We start from the raw sequence: 15,823 nt of genomic DNA on the forward strand, positions 1-15,823 counted from the left end.
CGGGCCATGCGGGTCTCCTTCAATCGGGGTCTCGCGGTGTGCGAACGCACAATCTAGCAAAAAGCCTGCGATGGTGGCGTGACGAGCGGACGGGGCGCGGCGACGCGACGCGGGGCGGGGCGGGCTCGGCGGCGATTTCGCCCGCGATGGCGATCCGCGGCAGGCATCAGGCACCGAAACCCGCTGCGCAACCGGTCACCTCGACATCAGCCACGCTCATATCGCCCACTGCGCTTCGATCAGCCGCAGCGCGGCCGCGATCGCCGGCTCGTCGCGCCGCGCGGCGAGCGTCACGAACGTCAGTTCGGTCGGCACCGTCACGGGTTCGACGATCGTCAGCGCATGCGCGTGCGCTTCGGCCAGCGCGGTCGAATCGCGCGCGAGCGTCAAGCCGATCCCCGATTTGACGAGATCGAGCATCGACTGCTCCTGGTCGACCTCGGCGACCTTCACCGGCTGCGCGCCGGCCGCCGCGAAACGTCGCGACAGCAGCCGATGGTGCGCGGACGCCGGCGGCGTCCAGATCCACGGCAGCGCGGCGAGCGCGCGCCAGTCGTGCGCGCGCTGCACGCGCTCCTTCCAGCCGGCCGGCGCCAGGACGCGATATTCGAAGCGCGTGAGCGTGACGGTGTGGAACAGCGCGTCGTCGCGCGGCGAGTCCTCTTCGGGGCGGCCGATGTAGTAGCCGACGTCGAGCGCCTGCGCGCGCACCTGTTCGATCACCCAGCCCGACATCCCGTGCCGCAGCGCGGTCTCGATCTGCGGATGGGTCTCGACCAGCGCGCGCAGGAAGCCGCCGAGCCGCAGGAAGCCCGGATCGAGGATCGTGCCGATCCGCAGCCGGCCGCGCACTTCGTGCCGCAGCGCGGCAGCGGCGCGCTGCACGTCGGCCGCCGCGGCGAGCGCGCGTTCCGCATGCGGCAGCAGCGTCTGTCCGTCGCGCGTGAGCGCGAGCCCGCGCGACGTGCGCGTGAACAGCGCGACGCCGAGCGTTTCCTGCAGATGCTTGATCTGCAGGCTGACGGCCGGCTGCGTGACGTGCAGTTGCGCGGCGGCGCGCGTCAGGTTGCCTTCGCGCGCGACCGTCGCGAACGCGCGGAGCAGGGTGAGATCCATCGTCGTGATATGAGCGTGGCTTATAACGCAGTTCAGCATAACTCATTGGATCGGCGGCCGGGCGCGGGAGTACGCTTCATCGGGTCGTCATGGCGCGCGGGGCTGCAGGCGCGGCTCGCGACGCACTATGCTGAAAATGACGCGCGGTATCGCGCCGCGCGGTACACAACAACGCGCTCGCAGGGGCCGGAGTCAGCGCTGGAGCGCTCGTCCGGGTCGACCGCGAAGCATGAGGCCCGAGTCAGTGCCAAAGCAGTCGCTCGGGTCGACAGGAGACACGCCGTGAGTACTCAACGCACGCTCGAGGGCGAATTCGACTACGTGATCGTCGGCGCGGGCACCGCGGGCTGCGTGCTCGCAAACCGCCTGACCGAGGATCCCGACATCAGCGTGCTGCTGCTCGAAGCGGGCGGCAAGGACGACTACCACTGGATTCATATCCCGGTCGGCTATCTGTATTGCATCGGCAACCCGCGCACCGACTGGCTGTACAAGACGCAGCCCGAAGCGGCGCTCAACGGCCGCGCGCTGTCGTATCCGCGCGGCCGTGTGCTCGGCGGCTGCTCGTCGATCAACGGAATGATCTACATGCGCGGCCAGCGCGAGGACTACGACAACTGGGCGCAGGAAACCGGCGACGCCGGCTGGTCGTGGGACAGCGTGCTGCCGATCTTCAAGCGCAGCGAGGATCATCATGCGGGCGCGAGCGATGCGCACGGCGCGGGCGGCTACTGGCGCGTCGAGAAGCAGCGGCTGCGCTGGGAAATCCTCGAATCGTTCGCGCAGGCCGCGCAGCAGACGGGCATCCCCGCCACCGACGATTTCAACCGCGGCGACAATGCCGGGGTCGGCTACTTCGAAGTGAACCAGAAGCGCGGCGTGCGCTGGAATACGTCGAAGGCGTTCCTGCGGCCCGCGATGGCGCGCCCGAACCTGACCGTGATCACCGGCGCGCATGCGCAACGCGTGATTTTCGACGGGCGGCGCGCGGTGGGTGTCGAGTACCACGGCGGCGGCACCGACTACGTCGCGCGGGCGCGCTCGGAAGTGCTGCTGACGTCGGGCGCGGTGAATTCGCCGCAACTGCTCGAACTGTCGGGTATCGGCGATGGCCGGCGGCTGCAGGCGCTCGGCATCGACGTCGTGCAGGATCTGCCGGGCGTCGGCGAAAACCTGCAGGATCACCTGCAATTGCGGATGGCGTTTCGTGTCGACGGCGTGCGCACGCTGAACACGCTGTCCGCGCGCTGGTGGGGCAAGCTGATGATCGGCGCCGAATATGCGCTGCTGCAGCGCGGGCCGATGTCGATGGCGCCATCGCAGTTGGGCGCGTTCGCGAAATCCGATCCGGACGATCCCGCACTCACGCGCCCCGATCTCCAGTACCACGTGCAGCCGCTGTCGCTCGAACGCTTCGGCGAGCCGTTGCACGGCTTCAACGCCTTTACGGCGTCGGTCTGCCATTTGCGGCCGAGCTCGCGCGGCAGCGTGCACGTCACGAGCGCCGATCCGGCCAGCGCACCGGCGATCGCGCCGAACTATCTGTCGACCGACCACGATCGCCACGTCGCCGCGAACGCGCTGCGCCTCACGCGCCGGATCGCCGCCGCACCGGCGCTCGCACGCTATCGCCCCGAGGAAATCCTGCCCGGCCCGCAGTACCGGACCGAGGCCGAACTGATCGACGCAGCCGGCGCCGTCGGCACGACGATCTTCCACCCGGTCGGCACGTGCCGGATGGGGCGCGCCGACGACGCGCGCGCGGTGGTCGACAGCCGGCTGCGCGTGCGCAGCATCGCCGGGTTGCGGATCGTCGATGCGTCGGTGATGCCGTTCATCACGTCGGGCAACACCAATTCGCCGACGCTGATGATCGCCGAGCGCGCGAGCGACATGATTCGTGCCGACCGCCGTGCGGCGCGCGAAGCGATGGCGGTGCGCACCGAAGCCGCGGTAACGGCGGCATGACGACCCGCTGACGCGCACGCCAGCGGGCGGTCATGCGAACGCCCGCTGATTCGCTATGCGAAACAAGCTGCCGTCGCATCCGCTCGAACGGCAAGATCCGTGCAAGCCGCGCCGTCGCGCGGCTTTTTTCATCGCGTGTGTGCCCGGTCCTGCAGCAGGTCAACGCGTGATGATGCACGTGTCAAAAAAGCGCGGTGAATAACCGCGCGCAGTCTCGGCCGATATGGCGGCCAGCCCTATAAGTGCAAATCCCGATGATTGCACTGCACCAACGGCGCGACAATGTTCTGTAATGTGCATACGCGTCGGCGCGGGAGACCAACCCTCGAGGCGTACCACGGCGCCCGGGGGCAGCCCGCTGATCCGCTGACCTGTTCGCGGCCGCTTGCGCCAGGCTTCCCGGTGCTTCGCCTGACTTCGTACGGAAGGGAACATGATTCTCGGCGACACGATTCTGGAAACACGCGGACTGACGAAGGAATTCAGGGGCTTCACCGCCGTGAACGGTGTCAACCTGCGTGTGCGCCGCGGTGCGATCCACGCATTGATCGGGCCGAACGGCGCGGGCAAGACCACCTGTTTCAACCTCCTCACCAAATTTCTGACGCCGACGGCCGGCCAGATCGTCTTCAACGGCATCGACATCACCGACGAGCGGCCCGCGCAGGTCGCGCGGCGCGGCATCATCCGCTCGTTCCAGATCTCGGCCGTGTTCCCGCACCTGACCGCGCTGCAGAACGTGCGCATCGGCCTGCAGCGCGCGCTCGGCACCGAATTCCATTTCTGGCGCAGCGAACGCACGCTGAAGCGGCTCGACGATCGCGCGATGGACCTGCTCACGCAGGTCGGTCTCACCGATTTCGCGCACGTGCCGACCGTCGAGCTGGCCTACGGCCGCAAGCGCGCGCTCGAGATCGCGACGACGCTGGCAATGGAGCCCGAACTGATGCTGCTCGACGAGCCCACGCAGGGGATGGGCCACGAGGACGTCGACCGCGTGACCGCGCTGATCAAGAAGGTCGCGAGCGGCCGCACGATCCTGATGGTGGAACACAACATGAACGTGATCGCGGGGATCTCCGACACGATCACCGTCCTGCAACGCGGCGAGGTGCTGGCCGAAGGCTCGTATGCGGAAGTGTCGAAGAATCCGCTCGTCATCGAGGCCTACATGGGCAGCGCCGACGCGGCGCTCGCGGGGGCGCACGCATGAAGCACAGCGAACGGGAGGAACGCGAATTGAGCGGCGTCGAGAGCGGTACGCCTGCGCTGGAGATCACGGGCCTGGAGGCCTGGTACGGGGAATCCCACATCTTGCACGGTGTCGACCTGACCGTGCATCGCGGCGAGGTCGTCACGCTGCTCGGCCGCAACGGCGCGGGCCGCACGACGACGCTGCGCGCGATCATGGGCCTCACGGGACGCCGCAGCGGGTCGATCAAGGTCGCGGGCCACGAGACGATCGGCCTCGCGACGCATCGCATCGCGCATTTCGGCATCGGCTACTGCCCGGAGGAGCGCGGGATCTTCTCGAGCCTGTCGTGCGAGGAGAACCTGATGCTGCCGCCGCTGATCGGGCCGCGCGAGCACGCGATGTCGCTCGACGAGATCTACGCGATGTTCCCGAACCTCGCGTCGCGCCGGCAGAGCCAGGGCACGCGGCTGTCGGGCGGCGAGCAGCAGATGCTCGCGGTCGCGCGGATCTTGCGCACCGGCGCGAACCTGCTGCTGCTCGACGAAATCTCCGAAGGCCTCGCGCCGGTGATCGTCCAGGCGCTCGCACGGATGATCGTCGCGCTGAAGGCGCGCGGCTATACGATCGTGATGGTCGAGCAGAATTTCCGCTTCGCCGCGCCGCTCGCCGACCGCTTCTACGTGATGGAGCACGGCAGCATCGTCGAGCATTTCCGCGCCTCCGAACTGGAAGGCAAGATGCCGACGCTGCACGACCTGCTCGGGGTGTGACGCCGCCCCGTTTCCCTTGCCGCTAGCCGTGGCGGCCCTCGAACAACCACAACGCATCAGAACAACAGGAGACGTCAATGAAAATGAAGACCCTCGCACAGGCCTGTCTCGCGCTCGCGACCGCCGCGCTCACCGCCGGCGCCGCCCACGCGGCGGATACCGTGAAGATCGGCTTCATCACCGACATGTCGGGGCTTTACGCGGATATCGACGGGCAGGGCGGTCTCGAGGCGATCCGCATGGCGGTCGCGGACTTCGGCGGCAAGGTGCTCGGCAAGCCGATCGAGGTCGTCTATGCCGACCACCAGAACAAGGCCGACATCGCCGCGTCGAAGGCGCGCGAATGGATGGACCGCGGCGGCCTCGATCTGCTGGTCGGCGGCACGAACTCGGCCACCGCGCTGTCGATGAACCAGGTCGCGGCCGAGAAGAAGAAGGTCTACATCAACATCGGCGCGGGCGCCGACACGCTGACCAACGAGCAGTGCACGCCGTACACGGTCCACTACGCGTACGACACGATGGCGCTCGCGAAGGGCACCGGCTCGGCGGTGGTGAAGCAGGGCGGCAAGAGCTGGTTCTTCCTGACGGCCGACTACGCGTTCGGCAAGGCGCTCGAGAAGAACACGTCGGACGTCGTGAAGGCGAACGGCGGCCAGGTGCTCGGCGCGGTGCGTCACCCGCTGTCCGCGTCGGATTTCTCGTCGTTCCTGTTGCAGGCGCAATCGTCGAAGGCGCAGATCCTCGGCCTCGCGAACGCGGGCGGCGACACGATCAACTCGATCAAGGCCGCGAAGGAATTCGGCATCACGAAGACGATGAAGCTCGCCGCGCTGCTGATGTTCATCGACGACGTGCACAGCCTCGGCCTCGAGACGACGCAGGGCCTCGTGCTGACCGACAGCTGGTACTGGAACCGCGACGCGGCGTCGCGCCAGTGGGCGCAGCGCTACTTCGGCAAGATGAAGAAGATGCCGTCGAGCCTGCAGGCGGCCGACTACTCGTCGGTTACGACCTACCTGAAGGCCGTGCAGGCCGCCGGGACGACCGACTCCGACAAGGTGATGGCCGAGCTGAAGAAGATCAAGATCAGCGACTTCTACGCGAAGGGCTACATCCGTCAGGACGGCAGCATGATCCACGACATGTACCTGATGGAAGTGAAGAAGCCGTCCGAATCGAAGGAGCCGTGGGACTACTACAAGGTGCTCGCGACGATTCCGGGCGACCAGGCGTTCGGCACCAAGCAGGAAACGCGCTGCGCGCTGTGGAAGTAGGCATCGCGTAGCGGCGCGCACGGGCGCGTCGCATGGTGGCGGCTGCAGCGATGTGCCCGCTGCGCCGCCCGCGTGCGCGATGCAGGAACGTTGCGCACGCAACGAAACTCATTCTGACGGCTAAGTCGATGGACATCTTTGGCATTCCGTTGCCGGCGATGCTGAGCCAGTTGCTGCTCGGGCTCGTCAACGGCTCGTTCTACGCGATCCTGAGCCTCGGGCTCGCGGTGATCTTCGGGCTGCTCAACGTGATCAACTTCGCGCACGGCGCGCTGTTCATGCTGGGTGCGATGCTCGCGTGGATGGGCCTGTCGTATTTCGGGCTGCCGTACTGGGCGATGCTCGTGCTCGCGCCCGTGCTCGTCGGCGCGTTCGGGATCGCGATCGAGCGCTCGATGCTGCGCTGGCTGTACAAGCTCGATCACCTGTACGGGCTGCTGCTCACGTTCGGCCTCACGCTGGTCGTCGAAGGCGTGTTCCGGTCGATCTACGGATCGTCGGGCCAGCCGTACGACGTGCCGTCGCAATTGTCCGGCGCGACCAACCTCGGCTTCATGTTCCTGCCGAACTATCGCGCGTGGGTCGTCGTCGCATCGCTCGCGGTGTGCCTCGCCACCTGGTTCGTGATCGAGAAGACACGGCTCGGCGCGTATCTGCGTGCCGGCACCGAGAACCCGAAGCTCGTCGAGGCGTTCGGCGTGAACGTGCCGATGATGATCACGCTCACCTACGGCTTCGGCGTCGCGCTCGCCGCGTTCGCGGGCGTGCTGGCCGCGCCGGTGATCCAGGTGTCGCCGCTGATGGGCCAGCCGATGATCATCACCGTGTTCGCGGTGGTCGTGATCGGCGGGATGGGCTCGATCCTCGGCTCGATCGTCACGGGCCTGCTGCTCGGCGTGATCGAGGGCTTCACGCGCGTGTTCTATCCCGAAGCGTCGGCCACCGTCGTGTTCGTGATCATGGCGATCGTGCTGCTGTTCCGCCCGGCGGGCCTCTTCGGCAAGGAAAAATGATGCAGAGAAAAGTGCTCTACGGCGTGCTGCTCGCCGCACTGCTCGCCGCGCCGTTCATCGGCGCGTATCCGGTGTTCGTGATGAAGGTGCTCGCGTTCGCGCTGTTCGCGGCGGCGTTCAACCTGCTGATCGGCTATACGGGGCTGCTGTCGTTCGGCCATGCGATGTTCCTCGCGACGGCCGGCTATGCGACCGGCTATTCGATGCAGACGCTCGGTTTCACGCCGGAGCTCGGCGTGCTGGCCGGCACCGTCGCCGCGACGGTGCTCGGGCTCGTCGTCGGGCTGTTCGCGATCCGCCGGCAGGGCATCTACTTCGCGATGATCACGCTCGCGTTCGCGCAGATGGTCTACTTCATCTATCTGCAGGCGCCGTTCACGCACGGCGAGGACGGCCTGCAGGGCGTGCCGCGCGGCCGCCTGTTCGGGCTGCTCGACCTGTCGAACGACGTCGCGCTGTACTACGTCGTGCTGGCGGTGGTCGTGGCCGCGTGCGCGTTCATCGTGCGGGTCGTCCATTCGCCGTTCGGCCAGGTGCTCGTCGCCATCAAGGAGAACGAAGCGCGCGCGATCTCGCTCGGCTACGACACCGACCGCTTCAAGCTGCTCGCGTTCATCCTGTCGGCCGGGCTCGCGGGGCTGGCCGGCTCGCTGAAGGTGCTGGTGCTCGGCTTCGAGACGCTATCGGACGCGTACTGGACGATGTCGGGCCTCGTCGTACTGATGACGCTCGTCGGCGGGATGGGCACGCTGTTCGGGCCGCTGCTCGGCGCCGCGCTGATCGTCGCGCTGGAAGACCGGCTCGGCGACATCGGCGAATGGCTCGCGTCGACGACGGGCGTCGCGTGGTTCCATTCGCTCGGCGAATCGGCGACGATCGTCACCGGGCTGATCTTCATCGCATGCGTGCTGGCGTTCCGGCGCGGCATCGTCGGCGAGATGGTCGCGCGGATCAAGCCGCTCAGGGCCTCGTCGTGAACCTGCGGCGCGTGGCCCGCGCGTTGATGCGAAGCACCATCCGGCATGCGCGGGAAGGGCGCTGCGGCGGGCTCGGGCCGTCACCGCGCGGCAGATTGGTGCCCCATTTTCGTGCGGCGATGCACCATAGGGGTAAATGCTAAGTTGTCGTGGTGCTTAAGCCTCTTTAAGATTCACCTTAGTTCTGATGCACCGCGAAACGAATTTGCAGGTGGAGAACGAGGAGACAATCGAGGCACCAAGTGCCCGGACCCCAAAGCGCTGTTGGACGGAATCCAACAGCGCTTTTTCATTTGCGTGCACGGATTCCCTCGATGGTGCATCGGCCCGCGTGACGGCCATCTTCCGCGTTTGCGTTCGCACCGCGTCTTTCCGCGCTTCGCCGCGTTCTCCGTTTTTCCGTTCCAGTAATTCGTTTGCAGACAGCGCCTTCGCGTACCTGCTGTCCGGGCTTACCCGGTTGGCGTGCGCGAAACGCGTCCGTTACACTCAGCTTTCGCCGACCGAGCGGTCGGGAAAACGGTCGGCAGTTCTCCTACAAGCAAAATGCAGAAGAGGGAGTACGGTTGGATGAGCAGCGCGGGACGATGGTTAGGGGCAGGAAGGGCGGCTGGCGCCGTTCGCTCGTCGCGGGGTGGGGCAATGGTCGGCGCGGCTTTACCGAGCCGTTTTGCGGCCTGTATGCGTGCTCCGATGCCATTGAATGTCGTTGCGTTCGCATCCGTATCCGCATTCTCATGAGCCGCCGGCTTTCCGACGTTTCATCACACGCGTGGTCGGCCGCCTCGGGCCGGCACGGCGGGCGTTCCCGCCATCGTTGCGCACGCACCGATTTTCCTCGCGATTCCGCATTTTTCTGTCTGCTTCATCCTGACGACATTGCTGCTGCGCATCGTGATGGTCGAATGACCGTTTCGACTGGCGTGCGACGCATGGGTGCGGCGTTTCACGGGAAAACGAGCATGGCGCGGATGAACGCAATAATTAATATATTAACTTGTTTGGGAACGGGGAGCCGCCCGAGCGACCGTGGTTTTTTCGAGCAGCGTTTGGAGACAACGTAAATGAAGATGAATCGATGGATGGAGGCCCTGCTTGCCGCGGGTCTCGTGTGTGCGGCGGCCACGGCGTCGGCGCAGGTGAAGATCGGCGTGACGCTGTCGGCTACCGGCCCGGCCGCGTCGCTCGGGATTCCGGAAAAGAACACGATCGCGCTGCTGCCGAAGGAAATCGCGGGCAAGAGCGTGCAGTACATCGTGCTGGACGACGCGTCCGACACGAGCCGCGCGGTGCAGAACGTGCGCAAGCTGATCGACGAGGACCACGTCGACGCGATCATCGGCTCGTCCGTCACGCCGAATTCGCTCGCGATGCTCGATCCCGTGTCGCAGGGCAAGACGCCGGCGATCTCGCTCGCGGCGAGCGCGCAGATCATCGCGCCGATGGACGCGAAGCGCGCATGGATGTTCAAGGTGCCGCAGAACGACCAGCTGATGGCCGACGCGATCGCCGGCTACATGGCCAAGCACGGCGTGAAGACGGTCGGCTTCATCGGCTTCGCCGATGCGTACGGCGACAGCTGGTACAAGACGTTCGACGCGGCGGCCGCGAAGAACGGGCTGAAGCTCGTGTCGAACGAGCGCTACAACCGGACCGACGCGTCGGTGATGGGGCAGGTGCTGAAGCTGCTGGGCGCGAACCCGGATGCGGTGCTGATCGCCGGCTCCGGCACGCCGGCGGCGCTGCCGGCCAAGACGCTGAAGGAGCGCGGCTACAAGGGCAAGGTGTACCAGACGCACGGCGTCGCGAACAACGATTTCCTGCGCGTGTGCGGCAAGGATTGCGAAGGCGAGATCCTGCCGGCCGGCCCCGTGCTCGTGACCGACCAGCTGCCCGACTCGAATCCGGTGAAGAAGCCGGCGCTCGGCTACAAGGCCGCGTACGAGAAGGCCTACGGCGCGGGTTCGCTGTCGACGTTCGGCGGCCATGCGTGGGATGCGGGCCTGCTGCTGCAGCGGGCGATCCCGGAAGCGCTGAAGAAGGGCCAGCCGGGCACCGAGGCGTTCCGCGAAGCGCTGCGCGCGTCGCTCGAAAGCGTGAAGGATCTGCCGGTCTCGCATGGCGTGATCAACATGACGGCGACCGATCACAATGGCTTCGACACGCGTGCGCGCGTGATGGTGCAGATCGTCGACGGCAAGTGGAAGCTGCAGGCCGAGTAAGCATCACGTGAAACCGGCATGCGCGGCGCGAACGGCGCCGCGTGTGCCGTCGGCAGGGTGGTGCGCCTCATGGCCGCCGCCGTGCCGCCTGGAACCACCGGGGCCCGCCGCATGGCGCGCGACGTGCCGATCGCGTCGCGCGCGTCCCGGCCGTTTCCGCCTTTCGTTTCTCCGCAGCCTTCTCTCGATACACGAAACGTATGGATCTCTCGATTGCGGCGATCCTCGCGCAAGACGGCATCACGACCGGCGCCATTTATGCATTGTTGTCGCTGGCGCTCGTGCTGGTGTTTTCCGTCACGCGGGTGATCTTCATTCCCCAGGGCGAGTTCGTCGCCTACGGTGCGCTGACGCTCGCCGCGTTGCAGGCGCAGAAATTCCCCGCCACCTGCTGGCTGCTGTTCGTGATGGGCATCGCGTGCTTCCTGCTCGAAGTCGGCGGCCTGATCCGGCATCGCGAACGCCGCCATCAGCTCGGCCGCACGCTCGCGACGCTCGGCAGCCGCTACATCCTGCTGCCGCTCGCGGTGTTCGCGATCACGCGCAGCTTCACCGCGCAGCCGATGCCGATGCTCGCGCAGATCGCGCTGACGCTCGCGATCGTCGTGCCGATGGGGCCGTTCGTCTACCGGCTCGTGTACCAGCCGATCGCCGAAGGCACGACGCTGCTGCTGCTGATCGTGTCGGTGGCCGTCCATTTCGCGATGGTCGGCCTCGGCCTCGTGATGTTCGGCGCGGAAGGCTCGCGCACCAACGGGTTCTCGGACGCGTCGCTCGCGATCGGCAGCATGACTGTGTCGGTGCAGAGCGTCCTGGTCGTCGTCACGGCGCTCGTGCTGATCGGTGCGCTCTACGTGTACTTCGGCCGCACGATCGCCGGCAAGGCGCTGCGCGCGACCTCGGTGAACCGGCTCGGCGCGCGGCTCGTCGGCATCGGCACGACCGAAGCCGGGCGGCTCGCGTTCACGTTCGCGGCGGGGCTCGGCGTGCTGTCGGGGATCCTCGTCGGCCCGCTGACGACGATCTACTACGACTCGGGCTTCCTGATCGGGCTGAAGGGCTTCGTCGGCGCGATCATCGGCGGGCTCGTCAGCTATCCGCTCGCGGCCGCCGGCTCGCTGCTCGTCGGCGTGCTCGAATCGTATTCGTCGTTCTGGGCGAGCGCCTACAAGGAGGTGATCGTGTTCACGCTGATCATTCCGGTGCTGCTGTGGCGGAGCTTCGTGACGCCGCATGCGGAAGAGGAAGAGGAGTGACGCGATGAAGACGATGGTACGCAACAAGACCTTCTGGCTGTTTCTCGTGGTGCTGTTCGCGCTGCCGGTGCTACCCGGCGCGCTCCAGGTACCGGAGTACTGGATCACGCTGCTGAACTACATCGGCCTGTACGCGATCGTCGCGATCGGGCTCGTGCTGTTGACGGGCGTCGGCGGGATGACGAGTTTCGGGCAGGCCGCGTTCGTCGGCATCGGCGCGTATGCGACTGCGTTCCTGACGACACGCTACGGCGTGTCGCCGTGGCTTGCGCTGATCGTCGGCGTCGTGCTGACGGCGCTCGTCGCGCTCGTGCTCGGCGCCGTGACGATGCGGCTGTCCGGGCATTTCCTGCCGCTCGGTACGATCGCGTGGGGCCTCGCGCTGTTCTACCTGTTCGGCAACCTCGAACTGCTCGGCAAGTACGACGGGATCAACGGGATTCCGGCGCTGAACCTGTTCGGCATCGTGCTCGAGAGCGGCCGCAGCCTGTATTTCCTGATCTGGGCCGTGGTGCTGGCCGCGATCGTGTCGGTACAGAATCTGCTGAACAGCCGCCCGGGTCGCGCGATCCGCGCGCTGCGCGGCGGCGGCGTGATGGCCGAGGCGATGGGCGTGAACACCGCGTGGATGCGCGTCGTGATCTTCGTCTACGCAGCCGTGCTCGCGGCGGTATCGGGCTTCCTGTACGCGCACCTGCAACGCGCGGTGAACCCGACGCCGTTCGGCCTGAACCACGGGATCGAATTCCTGTTCATGGCCGTGGTGGGCGGCGTGTCGCACGTGTGGGGCGCGGTGCTCGGCGCCGCGATCCTGACCGTCCTGCAGGACTACCTGCAGACGCTGCTGCCGAAGCTGCTCGGCTCGGAAGGCAACTTCGAAATCATCGTGTTCGGCGTGCTGATGGTGCTGCTGCTGCAGTACGCGCGCCAGGGCGTATGGCCGTTCGTCGCGAGGCTGTTCCCGCGCGGACCGCGCGCGCATGTGCCGGAGCAGGCCGACCCGCTGCCGCAGCGCGCGAAACCCGTGGCCGGCGAGCCTCTGCTGGTCGTCGACAACGCACGCAAGCAGTTCGGCGGGCTGGTGGCCGTCAACGACGTCAGCTTCGACGTGAAAGCGGGGCAGATCATCGGGCTGATCGGCCCGAACGGCGCGGGCAAGTCGACCACGTTCAACCTCGTGACCGGGGTGCTGAGGCCCACTGGCGGTGCGATCACGTTCCGTGGCGAGCGCATCGACGGGCTGACGTCGCGTCAGATCGTGCGCCGCGGCATCGGTCGCACGTTCCAGCACGTGAAGCTGTTGCCGGCGATGACGGTGCTCGAGAACGTCGCGATCGGCGCCCACCTGCGTGGTCATACCGGCGTGTGGCGCAGCATCGCGCGGCTCAATGCGCACGAGGAAGCGCAGTTGCTGGCCGAAGCCGCGCGCCAGATCCGCCGCGTCGGGCTCGAGAAGCACATGTACGACGAAGCAGGCAGTCTCGCGCTCGGCCAGCAGCGGATTCTCGAAATCGCGCGGGCGCTGTGCTGCGATCCGACGCTGCTGTTGCTCGACGAACCGGCCGCGGGGCTGCGTTACCAGGAGAAACAGCAACTCGCCGACCTGCTGCGGCGGCTGAAGGCCGAAGGCATGAGCGTGTTGCTCGTGGAACATGACATGGATTTCGTGATGAATCTCACCGACCGGCTGGTGGTGATGGAATTCGGCACGCGGATCGCGGAAGGGCTGCCGCAGGATGTGCAGCAGGACCCGGCCGTGCTGGAAGCGTATCTGGGCGGGGTGGAGTGATGACGGACACGACGATGCCGATTCTCGAAGTGCGCGGGCTGGCGGTGCGGTACGGGAAGGTCGAGGCGCTGCACGGGGCCGCAATCAAGGTCGGGGCGGGGCAGATCGTCAGCGTGATCGGCCCGAATGGCGCCGGTAAATCGACGCTGCTGAACGCGATCATGGGGGCGCTGCCGGTAACGGGGCATGCGTCGGGCGCGGTCGTGTATCGCGGCAACGACGTCGGCGCGTTGCCGGTCGAGCAGCGTGTCGCCCGCGGCATGTGCCTCGTACCGGAGAAGCGCGAGCTGTTCAGCACGATGACGGTCGAAGACAACCTCGTGCTGGGCGCGTATCGGCGCAAGCAGGCGGGGGAATCGAACTTCCTCGATCAGCTCGATCACGTGTTCGCGCTGTTTCCGCGGCTGAAGGAGCGCCGCAGGCAGGCGGCCGGCACGTTGTCCGGCGGCGAGCGGCAGATGCTGGCGGTCGGCCGTGCGCTGATGGGCAAGCCCGACCTGCTGATGCTCGACGAGCCGAGCCTCGGGCTGGCGCCGCTGATCGTGAAGGAGATCTTTCATATCATCAGCGCGTTGCGCGGTACGGGCGTGGCGACGCTGCTGATCGAACAGAACGCGCGGGCTGCGTTGCAGATCTCGGACTACGGCTACGTGCTGGAGACGGGCGAGTTTGCGCTGGAAGGGCCGGCGGCCGAGCTTGCGCAGAATCCGCAGGTGATCGAGACGTATCTGGGGTTGGCGAAGAAGACGGCTTGATTGGTGACGCGGTGGGCGGGAAACGGGCGGCGTGTTTCACGTGAAACACGCCGCTTTTGTTTGTGAGCCACGAGTGTCGAGGCTTCGACGGTTCAAGGCCGGGGATAAGTCATGCGGGAACAATCGGAAGCGCTGTGCGGTGCCGGCTGTTAGGCCCCCGCAGGCTGGGCGACGCACCGCATCTCGGTGGATAAGCGCCCGGACAATCGACAGAAATGCTGTGTGGATGAGGGGCACAGGGCATCGCGTTCGCCTCTTGTGCCGGGCACAGGCGCCGGGTCGAGTCAGGCGTTCCACGCCTGTTGGGGGCTAGTACTCCGGTTTTTGCACAGGCGCGAAGATGTGCATTGAACCGCGCGAAGCATTGCCACGGCGGCTCGGAACGACAAATCCGCTCGCTCACAGCGAAAAAAACGCCCAAATGCACAGGCCCTACCATTCGGATGGCCTTCGGGTGAAAAGCGAACCCGCTATAATTCGGCCCATACATTTCTCTGATAGGTTCGTGCGCAGCTCCGCGTACGGAATCCACCATGCTTTTTCCCACAGAATTTGACGTCATCGTCGTCGGTGGCGGCCATGCCGGCACGGAAGCCGCGCTGGCGTCGGCCCGTATGGGCGCGAAGACACTGCTGCTGACCCACAACATCGAAACGCTTGGGCAGATGAGCTGCAATCCGTCGATCGGCGGTATTGGCAAGGGCCATCTGGTCAAGGAAGTCGATGCGCTCGGCGGCGCAATGGCCGCCGCGACGGATGAAAGCGGTATTCAGTTCCGGATCCTCAATTCGTCGAAGGGCCCGGCCGTGCGCGCGACACGCGCTCAGGCCGATCGTATCCTGTACAAGGCCGCGATCCGCCATCGGCTCGAAAATCAGCCGAACCTGTGGCTGTTCCAGCAGGCTGTCGACGACCTGATGGTCGAAGGCGACCGCGTGGTCGGCGCCGTTACGCAGATCGGCATCCGCTTTCGCGCTCGCGCGGTCGTGCTGACGGCCGGGACGTTCCTCGACGGCAAGATCCACGTCGGCCTGAACAACTACACGGGCGGTCGCGCGGGCGATCCGGCGGCCGTGTCGCTGTCGTCGCGCCTGAAGGAGCTGAAGCTGCCGCAGGGCCGGCTGAAGACCGGTACGCCGCCGCGTATCGACGGTCGCACGATCGACTTCTCGAAGCTCGACGAGCAGCCGGGTGACCTCGATCCGATTCCCGTGTTTTCGTTCCTGGGCCGCGCTGAACAGCATCCGCAGCAGCTGCCGTGCTGGGTCACACACACGAACGAGCGCACGCACGACATCATTCGCGGCGGTCTCGATCGTTCGCCTATGTATACAGGCGTGATCGAAGGCGTCGGCCCGCGCTATTGCCCGTCGATCGAGGACAAGATCCACCGGTTCGCCTCGAAGGAGTCGCACCAGATCTTCCTCGAGCCGGAAGGGCTGACGACCCACGAGTTCTACCCGAATGGGATCTCGACCAGCCTGC

General features: G+C 66.4%; 12 protein-coding genes. 11 read left to right on the forward strand and 1 reads right to left on the reverse strand.

The features are described from left to right. Window positions 1-216 precede the first annotated feature (216 nt). Window positions 217-1,116 carry a LysR family transcriptional regulator gene (locus JMF90_RS04315; RefSeq protein ID WP_041489277.1) on the reverse strand — a complete coding sequence of 300 codons (900 nt, stop codon included), beginning with the start codon at window positions 1,114-1,116 and terminating at the stop codon, window positions 217-219. Between the two features lie 282 nt (window positions 1,117-1,398). Here JMF90_RS04315 and JMF90_RS04320 point away from each other — a divergent pair, with 282 nt between their 5' ends. From JMF90_RS04320 to JMF90_RS04370, 11 genes are all read left to right on the forward strand, one after another. Further along, window positions 1,399-3,084 carry a GMC family oxidoreductase gene (locus JMF90_RS04320; RefSeq protein WP_041489276.1) on the forward strand — a complete coding sequence of 562 codons (1,686 nt, stop codon included), beginning with the start codon at window positions 1,399-1,401 and terminating at the stop codon, window positions 3,082-3,084. A gap of 433 nt (window positions 3,085-3,517) precedes the next feature. Further along, window positions 3,518-4,297 (forward strand): ABC transporter ATP-binding protein, encoded by a 780-nt coding sequence (locus tag JMF90_RS04325; RefSeq protein ID WP_006477266.1) that lies wholly within the window; start codon window positions 3,518-3,520, stop codon window positions 4,295-4,297. Next, window positions 4,294-5,049, forward strand: coding sequence for an ABC transporter ATP-binding protein (locus JMF90_RS04330; protein ID WP_006477267.1), 756 nt, complete (start codon window positions 4,294-4,296; stop codon window positions 5,047-5,049). The genes JMF90_RS04325 and JMF90_RS04330 overlap by 4 nt, the downstream gene beginning before the upstream one ends. A gap of 77 nt (window positions 5,050-5,126) precedes the next feature. Continuing rightward, a complete protein-coding gene (locus tag JMF90_RS04335; protein ID WP_011546813.1) occupies window positions 5,127-6,326 on the forward strand; it encodes an ABC transporter substrate-binding protein in 1,200 nt (399 codons plus the stop codon). A gap of 128 nt (window positions 6,327-6,454) precedes the next feature. After that, on the forward strand, window positions 6,455-7,339 hold the full coding sequence (locus JMF90_RS04340) for a branched-chain amino acid ABC transporter permease (protein WP_012327599.1): 885 nt from the start codon (window positions 6,455-6,457) through the stop codon (window positions 7,337-7,339). Next, complete coding sequence (locus JMF90_RS04345) at window positions 7,339-8,316, forward strand: branched-chain amino acid ABC transporter permease (RefSeq protein ID WP_006477270.1); 978 nt, start codon at window positions 7,339-7,341, stop codon at window positions 8,314-8,316. Before JMF90_RS04340 ends, JMF90_RS04345 begins: the two co-directional genes overlap by 1 nt. Before the next feature lie 1,064 nt (window positions 8,317-9,380). Continuing rightward, window positions 9,381-10,538, forward strand: coding sequence for an ABC transporter substrate-binding protein (locus JMF90_RS04350; protein WP_011546810.1), 1,158 nt, complete (start codon window positions 9,381-9,383; stop codon window positions 10,536-10,538). 200 nt (window positions 10,539-10,738) lie between these two features. Next, window positions 10,739-11,794, forward strand: coding sequence for a branched-chain amino acid ABC transporter permease (locus JMF90_RS04355; protein ID WP_054928206.1), 1,056 nt, complete (start codon window positions 10,739-10,741; stop codon window positions 11,792-11,794). Between the two features lie 4 nt (window positions 11,795-11,798). Next, on the forward strand, window positions 11,799-13,583 hold the full coding sequence (locus tag JMF90_RS04360) for an ATP-binding cassette domain-containing protein (protein WP_011694017.1): 1,785 nt from the start codon (window positions 11,799-11,801) through the stop codon (window positions 13,581-13,583). Then, window positions 13,583-14,338 (forward strand): ABC transporter ATP-binding protein, encoded by a 756-nt coding sequence (locus JMF90_RS04365; RefSeq protein ID WP_011546807.1) that lies wholly within the window; start codon window positions 13,583-13,585, stop codon window positions 14,336-14,338. Before JMF90_RS04360 ends, JMF90_RS04365 begins: the two co-directional genes overlap by 1 nt. 533 nt (window positions 14,339-14,871) lie before the next feature. Further along, window positions 14,872-15,823: FAD-dependent oxidoreductase (locus JMF90_RS04370; protein ID WP_201324968.1), on the forward strand; the 952-nt coding region annotated here is incomplete at its 3' end.

The organism is Burkholderia sp. E168m23, from assembly GCF_016586125.1.
Taxonomy (GTDB): domain Bacteria; phylum Pseudomonadota; class Gammaproteobacteria; order Burkholderiales; family Burkholderiaceae; genus Burkholderia; species Burkholderia orbicola.

What these genes read in the sequence shown, in the direction of transcription:
- JMF90_RS04330 (WP_006477267.1), top strand. Translation starts at nt 4,294, where the DNA reads ATGAAGCACAGCGAACGGGAGGAACGCGAATTGAGCGGCGTCGAGAGC.
- JMF90_RS04325 (WP_006477266.1), top strand. Translation starts at nt 3,518, where the DNA reads ATGATTCTCGGCGACACGATTCTGGAAACACGCGGACTGACGAAGGAA.
- JMF90_RS04355 (WP_054928206.1), top strand. Translation starts at nt 10,739, where the DNA reads ATGGATCTCTCGATTGCGGCGATCCTCGCGCAAGACGGCATCACGACC.
- JMF90_RS04360 (WP_011694017.1), top strand. Translation starts at nt 11,799, where the DNA reads ATGAAGACGATGGTACGCAACAAGACCTTCTGGCTGTTTCTCGTGGTG.
- JMF90_RS04335 (WP_011546813.1), top strand. Translation starts at nt 5,127, where the DNA reads ATGAAAATGAAGACCCTCGCACAGGCCTGTCTCGCGCTCGCGACCGCC.
- JMF90_RS04365 (WP_011546807.1), top strand. Translation starts at nt 13,583, where the DNA reads ATGACGGACACGACGATGCCGATTCTCGAAGTGCGCGGGCTGGCGGTG.
- JMF90_RS04315 (WP_041489277.1), bottom strand. Translation starts at nt 1,116, where the DNA reads ATGGATCTCACCCTGCTCCGCGCGTTCGCGACGGTCGCGCGCGAAGGC.
- JMF90_RS04350 (WP_011546810.1), top strand. Translation starts at nt 9,381, where the DNA reads ATGAAGATGAATCGATGGATGGAGGCCCTGCTTGCCGCGGGTCTCGTG.
- JMF90_RS04340 (WP_012327599.1), top strand. Translation starts at nt 6,455, where the DNA reads ATGGACATCTTTGGCATTCCGTTGCCGGCGATGCTGAGCCAGTTGCTG.
- JMF90_RS04345 (WP_006477270.1), top strand. Translation starts at nt 7,339, where the DNA reads ATGCAGAGAAAAGTGCTCTACGGCGTGCTGCTCGCCGCACTGCTCGCC.